An 8053-nucleotide genomic window follows, 5' to 3' on the forward strand; every position below is an offset into this window, starting at 1 on the left:
AGGTAGATGCGGTCGCGCTCCAGGTCCCAGTCCCAGATCCCCTCCAGGGCGCCCTCGATGGCCAGCGCGTAGCGCTCCTCGCTGGCCCGCAGCACGGACTCGGCCCGCTTGGTCTCGGTGACGTCGCTGTAGCTCCACACGCGCCCCACCACGCGCCCGCCGATGCGCTGCGGCCGCGAGACGCGCTCGAACCACCGCCCGTCCACGAGCTCCACGAGCCGCGCGGCCTCTTCCTCGGGCGAGGCCAGCAGGGCGCGCGCGGCGGCGTCGTGCGCCTCGGGGCTGCGCACCTGCGCGGCGGCCATCTCCAGCACCCGCCAGCCGTTGCCCTCGCGCAGCACCTCCTCGGGGATGTTCCACATCTCCCGAAAGCGCTGGTTCCACAGGGCCACGTTGCCCTGCAGGTCCGCGACGAGAATGCCGTCCGCCGTGGACTCCAGGGCCGCCGCCAGCAGCGACGCGGACCGTGCCAGGGCCTCGCCCGCCGAGCGGCGCTCCGCAGCGTCCTGCGTGTGCACCAGCACCACGGGCGCGCTCCCGTGCTCCAGGGCGCGGAACGTCTCGTCCACCCACAGCTCGCCGCCGTCGGCGCGAACGCGGCGCAGCTCGCGGCGCACGTCCGTGCCGGGCGCGGCCAGGGCCTCGTCCAGGGCGGCGCGCGCGGCGGCGCGGTCCTCGGCGTGGTACGTCTCCAGGACGTCCGCCCCCTCCAGCTCGTCCGCGCAGCGGCCCAGCGCGGCCGCGGCGGACGCGTTGGCCGTGACGATGCGCCCGGACGGCGAGACGACGCTCAGCAGGGCCGGGCTGGCGTGGAACCAGCCGCCGTGGTCGAGCGGGTCCGCCAGTGAAGCGATGGAAACGTGCACGGAGCGGGATGGGAGGGCGATGCTCATCGGCCTGCCTTCACCGCGATGACGCGGATCAGCGGGATCATGCAAGGCGGGCCCGGGAGGCGCGGTGCGGCGGCGCCTCGGGTCGGTTCATGGAGTGCTCAATGGTAACGTTTGCGGGGCGCGGACGCAACGCGCCATAACCGGCCTATCCGCATGCGGCAATCGGGGTTCGAGCCCCGCAAACACGCCGCTGACGAGCGGTGACCGCGCGCATGGAGCCGTCCCGTCCCGCACCGTGCGCACCGTGGACGGGGCCGTCACCCCGTCGCGCGAAAGAAGAGGCGGAAGGCGCGCTTCGCGGTCGGCGTCAGCCGGTCGCGGTTCAGGGCGTCCGCGGCGCGGCGCAGGGCCTCGGCCACGGTGGGATACGGGAACACCGTCGCGCCGATCTTTCCCAGCCCGATCCCCGCCGTCATCGCCTGCGTCACCTGGCTGACGAGGTCGCCGGCGTGCGGCGCGACGAGCGTGGCGCCCAGGATCGTATCCGACCCCGCCTTTACGTGCACGCGGACAAAGCCCTCCGTCTCGCCGTCCGTCCGGGCGCGGTCCACGTCGTCCAGGTGGATGGTGAGGGTCCGCACGCCGTCGCCGCGCCGCGCGGCCTCGTCCGCCGTGATGCCCACGTGCGCCACCTCCGGCGACGTGTACGTGCACCAGGGGATGACCAGGTCGCCCGCCTTGCCGCGACCGTGGAAGAGGGCGTTGCGGACCACCATCCGGGCCTGCGCGTCCGCCGCGTGCGTGAACTTGTACTTCGACGCCACGTCCCCGATGGCGAACACGCGCGGGTTGGACGTGCGCATCCGCTCATCCACCGTCACGCCGTGCGCATCGAATTCGATCCCCGCCGCCTCCAGCCCGAGTCCTTCGACGTTGGGCGCGCGCCCCGCCGCCACGAGCAGGTGCGATGCGCGGACCTCGACCGATTTGCCCCCGTGCGTGGCGTGGAGGACGACGCCCGTCCCGTCCGGCGCGGCGGAATCGATCCCTGTGTCCATCAGGAGGTGGACACCGTCGCGGCGCAGCGCGTCGGCGACGACCGCCGCCGCGTCCGGGTCGTCGTGCGGCAGGATGCGCGGACCGCGTTCGATGATCGTCACGCGCGCGCCGAAGCGGGAGAACGCCTGTCCCAGCTCGCAGCCGATGGGCCCGCCGCCCAGGATGGCCAGGTGCGCCGGCCGCTCCGTGAGGCTGAAGACGGTCTCGTTGGTGAGGCACGCCACCTGGCCGATCCCCTCGATGGGCGGGATGGCGGCGCGTCCGCCTGTGGCCACCACCGCGCGCCCGAACCGCAGCCGCGCTCCGCCGACGTCCACCGTGTCGTCGCTGACGAAGCGCGCGTGGCCCAGGAAGACGTCCACGCCCAGGCCGGCAAAGCGCGGCGCGCCGTCCACGGGGCTGATGTCCGCGCGGATGCGGCGCATGCGCTCCATCACGGCCGCGAAGTCCCCGTCCCCGCTCACCGCTGGCCCGCCGAAGCGCTCGGCGGCCTCGCGCGCGGCCTGCCACCCGCGCGCGGCGGCCAGGACGGCCTTGGAGGGCACGCAGCCCACGTTCAGGCAGTCGCCGCCCATGAGCGCGCGCTCCACGAGGGCCACGCGCGCGCCCAGTGCCGCCGCGATGGCCGCCGTCACGAGCCCCGCCGTCCCCCCGCCGATGACGACGAGGTGATAGCGGTCCTTGGGCTTGGGATTCTGCCACGCGGGCGGGTGGACGTTCTCCAGCAGCCGCCGGTTATGCGCGTCCAGCGGCTGCGCCGCGGGGAACGAGTTCGGGTCGTGCGTCGGCATTAGGACGTGCGTGCGGGTGCGGAATCGGCAAAACAAATCCCTCCTTGCGCAAACTGTGCACGAGGAGGGAAGGACGGCAACCGCGCGGGCTGGGTAAACTGCATCTCACACGGCGCCTTCGGCGAACGGAGTCAACGGTTTTTGATCCGTTGCGCAGTTACCGTTACCTCCGTTCGCCGAAGGCGCCGTGTGCCAATCCTGTCGTAGAAGCAGGATCAGCCGCGGAGCCGGCGTGGAAGGACGGGCTCCGTCACCGCTCCCAGCGCCCCTCCGCGCCGGCGCGGACCTCGGCGACGGCGGGGGAATCGGCGGACGCGTGCTGCCAGGCGGTGGCGAGCTCGGCGTAGCGGCGCATGGCGGCGTCGCGATGGCCCTGCGCGCGGTGGGCGCGGGCCAGCGCCAGCAGCACGGACGCGCGGCCGGGCGTGCGCGCCAGGGCCTGCTCCAGCTCCGTGGCGGCCTCCGCGGGGCGGCCCAACTCCAGCAGCAGCTCGCCCAGCACCTCGCGCGGCGGCTTGACGGTCACCGGCGGGCCGAACGCCATCGGCAGCGACGCTTCCAGCTCCGCGGCCGCGCGCAGCAGGGCGACGGCGCTGTCCGCATCCCCCGCGGCGTGCAGGCGCAGGGCGCGAAGGGTGCCCTCCATCACCCGCGTGTACCCGCGATCGGCAAACGTGTAGTTGTTGCGGTTCTCCGGCTGCCACTCGCGGGCGGCCAGCCGCGCGATCATGCTGTCGGCCAGGGCCAGGTCGCCGCGCCGCAGCGCCGCGTATCCCACGGCGAACTCCTGCGGCGACGCGCTCCCGCCCAGGCGCGCCGTGTCCACCCGCATCCGCGCGAACGGCGAATTCCACTCGGCCCCGTCCACCACGTACCACGCCGCGGGCGGGACGAGGAACCCGCGCGCACCCGCATTGGCCGGCGCGCCGGCCGGGATGCGCGCCAGCTGCGCGTCGATGGAATCCAGCCACACGCGCGCCTCGCCGTTCCGTCCCTGCTGCAGCAGCCCGTAGATGAGCCACTGCGTGTAGTGCGCCCAGCGGATGGGCCCCGCGCCCTCCGGCGGCAGCGACTGGGCGACGACGTTGGTGCGCACCACGTTGTCCCAGTCGCCCACGGCGATGTAGATGTGCGACGTCATGTGCTGCGCGTGCGCGGCCTGGGGCGCCATGGCCTCGTACGCGCGCGCCGCGTCCAGCCCGCGGACGGCGTGTTCGGGCGCGTCCACGGCGTGGATCAGATAATGCGCCGCGCCCGGGTGCCACGGGTGCGCGCGGAACAGCGGCTCGCTGACGTCCGCCGCGCGGGCGTAGGCCACCGTCTCGCGCTGGCCCTGGTTCAGCCCCAGCAGCGACAGCGCGTAGAACGACGCGGCTTCGACATCATCCGGAAAGCGCGCGTGCAGCCGCTCCATGGCTTGGCTGAACGCCGTGTCGCGCGCGGCCTTGGAGCCGTCGCCGTACAACGCCTCCACCGTCTGCAGGTACATCCGCTCCCGCTCCGTTCGCGCCAGGGCCAGCCGCGCCTGGGACGTGGGCGCCAAGCGGCGGAGGGCGGCGCGGGCCTGCGCCGTGTCCTGCTGGTTCCACACGGGGTGCGTGTACGTCATGGCCTCGCCCCAGAACGACATGACGTCGCCGGGGTCCAGCCGCTGCGCCTCGCGAAAGGCCTCGGCCGCCTGCGGATAGTGGAAGTTGTGCAGGTACAGCACGCCGCGCTCGAACGCGGGGTGTGCGGCTGGCGAGGCCGAGGTGGGAAAGTCGATCTCGCCCAGCCCCGTGGCGGCCGGGCCGGCGCCGGCGCCGTGGCCCTCGTGCTGGGCACGGAGCGGGGCGGCAGCGAGGACGAGGAGTGCGAGGGACAGGACGACCCGGCTCATGGCGCTCCGCTGGGATTGGGGGCGGATTGCGCGGGCGGAGGGGCCCCGCGACGGGTGGGATGGGCGGTACGTCGCCGCCCGCGTGGCCCTACAGTAGGCCGCGCGCCCCGGCACGACAAGCGTGGCGTGAGCGCGCGGATCTCCTGCTCCGCGCCCATGGTGCAGGCACGAACTATCAGCGGATCTCGACCTCCGCCACACCCGCACGATCTTCATCCCGTGCCCGCTATTCCCTATTCCCTATTCCCTATTCCCTATTCCCTATTCCCTATTCCCTATTCCCTGCCCTCCGGCCGTCCCAGCAGAAAGTTCATCGCCGTCACCGTCAGCACCGGCTCGCCGCGCTGGTTCAGCACGGCGATGGCGGAGCGGACGATGCCGCGGTCCGGCTTGCTGCGCGAACGGCGCGCCTCCAGCACCGTCACGCGAATGGAGAGGACATCGCCGGGGCGCACGGGGAGCAGCCAGCGCAGCTCGTCCACGCCGGGCGAAACGAGCGTGGCCACGTGCGACAGATAGTGGTCCGCGTACAGCCGCATCATCAGCGCGGCCGTGTGCCAGCCGCTGGCGATGAGCCCGCCGTACTCCGTCAGCGCGGCGGTGGCGGCATCCGTGTGGAACGTCTGCGGATCGAACCGCCGCCCGAACGCCAGCACCTCGTCCTCCTCCACGGCGATGGAGCCGAACTCGTGCACGTCACCCGGCACGTAGTCCTCCAGCCAGCGGTCCTGCGGCGGGGATGCAAAGCTCATCGCGCGATCTCCAGGAATTGACGCGGCGCGTGTCCCTCCCTACAAACAGATGCCGGCCTGTCGTTCATACTCTTCCCCAAAGGAGCGCTCCTGATGTCGTTCATCCCACGCCCTTGTTCCACCGCACGCAAGGCCAGCCGCTCGCCGCGCCACTTCGCGCTCGTCATCCTCCTCGCCCTCACCGCGTGCGCCGACGCGGACGACTCTCCCTCGGCCGAAATCGCTTCACGGTTCACGTTCTCCACCGACACGACCTCGAGCTCCGACACCACCCCGGCGCCGGCGACGGAGCCGCGGGACTGGCTCTACATCCACGAGACGCTGAACGTCCGCGCCCAGCCCGACAAGGACGCGTCCGTCGTGCGAAAGCTGAACCGCGGCGACATGGTGCAGCTGGGGCCCAGGGACGCCAACGGATGGGCGCGCATCTACACCGGTTCCGTGGGGGACGAGTACGTCTACCGTGCCAGCAACGCCGTGCGGACGGATTCCCCGCCGCCGCTGCAGCCCCTCGCGACGGTGGCACCGGAGCGCGGCCGACGCCCGTCCAGCGCCGCGTCGCGCGGATACCACCTGGGCCCGCGCGGCGGCTGCTACACCTACACCCGGTCCGGCAACAAGCGGTACGTGGATCGATCGAACTGCTACTGACCCGACGAAGTGCCGGCGCGCGTCCGCCGCTTTGGATGGACCGCGCGCTATGCCGGCTGGGCGGGGATGACGCTGATGCCACGCTCCAGCGTCTGCTTCACGGGGCAGCGGTCGGCGATGAGCGTAAGGCGCTGGCGCTGCTCGTCGTCCAGTGGGCCTTCCAGCACCAGCTCGCGCTCGATCTGGTGCATGCCCACGGCCTTGTCCACGCAGTCCACGCAATCGGCCGCGTGGTTCTGGGCCGTGCGCAGGCGGATGGTGACGCTCTCCAGGGGCCAGCCCTTGCGGTCGGCGTACATGCGCAGGGTCATGGCCGTGCACGCGCCGATGGAGCCCAGCAGCAGGTCGTACGGCGTGGGCGCGTCCCCCGCCCCGCCGGCCGACACGGGCTCGTCGGCGATGAGGGTCTGTCCGCCCGCGGTGATCTCGGTGCGGTACTTGTCCCGCCCCGCGCGAATCACCACCTCGTTGTTCGTGGCCATGTGGCTCCGTTGGGGATGTTCAGCTTCTTGGCCGACCCACTCCAGGAGCGAATGAATTCGCCGCTGGAAAGGCACGAAGTCCGCCTTCGCGGACTGAGCACTCCGGTTCCGCGCCGGCAAACGTGGTCCCGTCGCGATGATGCTCTTCCTGGCGCAGGATATAGTCCTTCACGAACGGTACGGCGCGCCGGGACACGGAGAACGCGGAGTATCCGCCCTGCCACTTGAACCCGCGCGGCAGGACCCGGTGATTCGCCAGGTGGGACGACGAGCCCTTCATCTGCTTCACCAGCTCGGCGATCGTGATGGTCGCGGGCAGGCGCAGAAGCACGTGCACGTGGTCCTCGATCCCGCCGAGCGCGATGACCTCCGTCTTCAGGAGCGAGCACTCCCGGCGGATGCAGCGGTACACCTGTTCTCGCACGGCGGGCGTGAGGAACGGCGCCCGGTCCCACGTGGACCAGACCGCGTGGACGTACACCTCCACGCGGCTCGAATGGTTGATTCCCATCCCACCTCCAGATCGGCAGCGGACAAGAAACGACTCCCGGCCGCCGCAAGGATCTGGACATGGTGTACAAAAGTCAACCCCGCAGTCCACGAAGGTGGACTTTGTGCCTTTCGGCTTGCGCCGACAGCTCCTGCCGCGCGCCATCTCTGTGCACACCGGCCGCGTTCGAGCCATCGAAGTCCGCCCCGGTGCACATGGTGATTCCTGTGCTGGGCAGTCCGCGCAGGCGGACTTCGTGCCTTTCCAGCGGCGAATTCATTCGCTCCGGCTGGGAGACGGCCTCACCGGATCAGACCCGCAATCGACATCATTCGCTCCGGCGGGGGCTGCGCCGATGGATCAGGACGCCGCGATGGCGCGGAACTCCTCGTCGGAGAGCTCCAGCGAGGCGGCAGCGACGTTCTCCTCCAGGTGCTTGACGCGCGACGTGCCGGGGATGGGCAGCATCACCGGCGAGCGGCGCAGCAGCCACGCCAGCGCCACCTGCGACGGCGCCGCGCCCAGCCGCTCCGCCGCCTCGGCCAGGGGGCCGCCGGCCTCCGCCAGCTTGCCCACCGCCAGCGGGAACCAGGGGATGAAGCCGATCCCCTCGCGCTCGCAGTGGTCCAGCACGCTTTCCCACTCGCGGTCCGCCACGTTGTAGCGGTTCTGCACCGTGGCGACGGGAATGGCGCGGCGCGCGGCCTCGATCTGCTCCACGGTCACCTCGCTCAGCCCCAGGAAGCGCACCTTGCCCTCGGCGCGCAGGTCCGCCATCACGCCGAACTGGTCCTCCGCCGGCACCTTGGGATCGATGCGGTGCAGCTGCCACAGGTCGATCGTCTCCACCCGCAGCCGGCGCAGGCTGTCCTCGCACGCCTGGCGCAGGTGCCCGGGGCGGCCGTCGGGGTCCCACTGGTCCGGGCCGGGGCGCAGCAGGCCCGCCTTGGTGGCGACCAGCAGCCCGTCGGGATACGGGTGCAGCGCCTCGGCGATGAGCTCCTCGCTGACGGCCGGGCCGTACGAGTCCGCCGTGTCGATCAGGTTGATGCCCAGCTCCACCGTGCGCCGCAGCACGCGGATGGCCTCGTCGCGGTCCGCCGGCGGGCCCCAGAT

The 8053-nt window shown here is 72.0% G+C and carries 8 protein-coding genes; 1 reads left to right on the plus strand and 7 read right to left on the minus strand.

Annotation, left to right across the window (positions count from 1 at the left end):
* The 4 genes from VFZ20_RS16785 to VFZ20_RS16800 form a co-directional block, all read right to left on the minus strand.
* Positions 1-893, minus strand: an 893-nt coding sequence (locus tag VFZ20_RS16785) for a PAS domain S-box protein (protein WP_329685066.1), incomplete at its 3' end; no start/stop codon positions are given.
* Positions 894-1150: 257 nt separating this feature from the next.
* Positions 1151-2683 carry a mercuric reductase gene (locus tag VFZ20_RS16790; protein WP_329685067.1) on the minus strand — a complete coding sequence of 511 codons (1533 nt, stop codon included), beginning with the start codon at positions 2681-2683 and terminating at the stop codon, positions 1151-1153.
* Between the two features lie 250 nt (positions 2684-2933).
* The gene (locus VFZ20_RS16795; RefSeq protein ID WP_329685068.1) at positions 2934-4562 is read right to left on the minus strand and encodes a tetratricopeptide repeat protein; all 1629 of its coding nucleotides are present in this window, start codon (positions 4560-4562) and stop codon (positions 2934-2936) included.
* 275 nt (positions 4563-4837) lie between these two features.
* The gene (locus VFZ20_RS16800) at positions 4838-5314 is read right to left on the minus strand and encodes a MaoC family dehydratase (RefSeq protein WP_329685069.1); all 477 of its coding nucleotides are present in this window, start codon (positions 5312-5314) and stop codon (positions 4838-4840) included.
* Between the two features lie 93 nt (positions 5315-5407).
* Between VFZ20_RS16800 and VFZ20_RS16805 the strand changes: the two genes are divergently transcribed.
* The gene (locus tag VFZ20_RS16805; protein ID WP_329685070.1) at positions 5408-5965 is read left to right on the plus strand and encodes an SH3 domain-containing protein; all 558 of its coding nucleotides are present in this window, start codon (positions 5408-5410) and stop codon (positions 5963-5965) included.
* Between the two features lie 47 nt (positions 5966-6012).
* Here VFZ20_RS16805 and VFZ20_RS16810 read toward each other — a convergent pair whose 3' ends face one another.
* The 3 genes from VFZ20_RS16810 to VFZ20_RS16820 all read right to left on the minus strand — a co-directional run.
* Positions 6013-6447 carry an OsmC family protein gene (locus VFZ20_RS16810; protein ID WP_329685071.1) on the minus strand — a complete coding sequence of 145 codons (435 nt, stop codon included), beginning with the start codon at positions 6445-6447 and terminating at the stop codon, positions 6013-6015.
* Between the two features lie 19 nt (positions 6448-6466).
* On the minus strand, positions 6467-6934 hold the full coding sequence (tnpA, locus tag VFZ20_RS16815) for an IS200/IS605 family transposase (RefSeq protein WP_329685072.1): 468 nt from the start codon (positions 6932-6934) through the stop codon (positions 6467-6469).
* A gap of 363 nt (positions 6935-7297) precedes the next feature.
* The coding region (locus VFZ20_RS16820) for an aldo/keto reductase (RefSeq protein ID WP_329685073.1) at positions 7298-8053 on the minus strand (756 nt) is incomplete at its 5' end.

Origin of the sequence: Longimicrobium sp., from assembly GCF_036280135.1 — a bacterium.
Classification (GTDB): domain Bacteria; phylum Gemmatimonadota; class Gemmatimonadetes; order Longimicrobiales; family Longimicrobiaceae; genus Longimicrobium.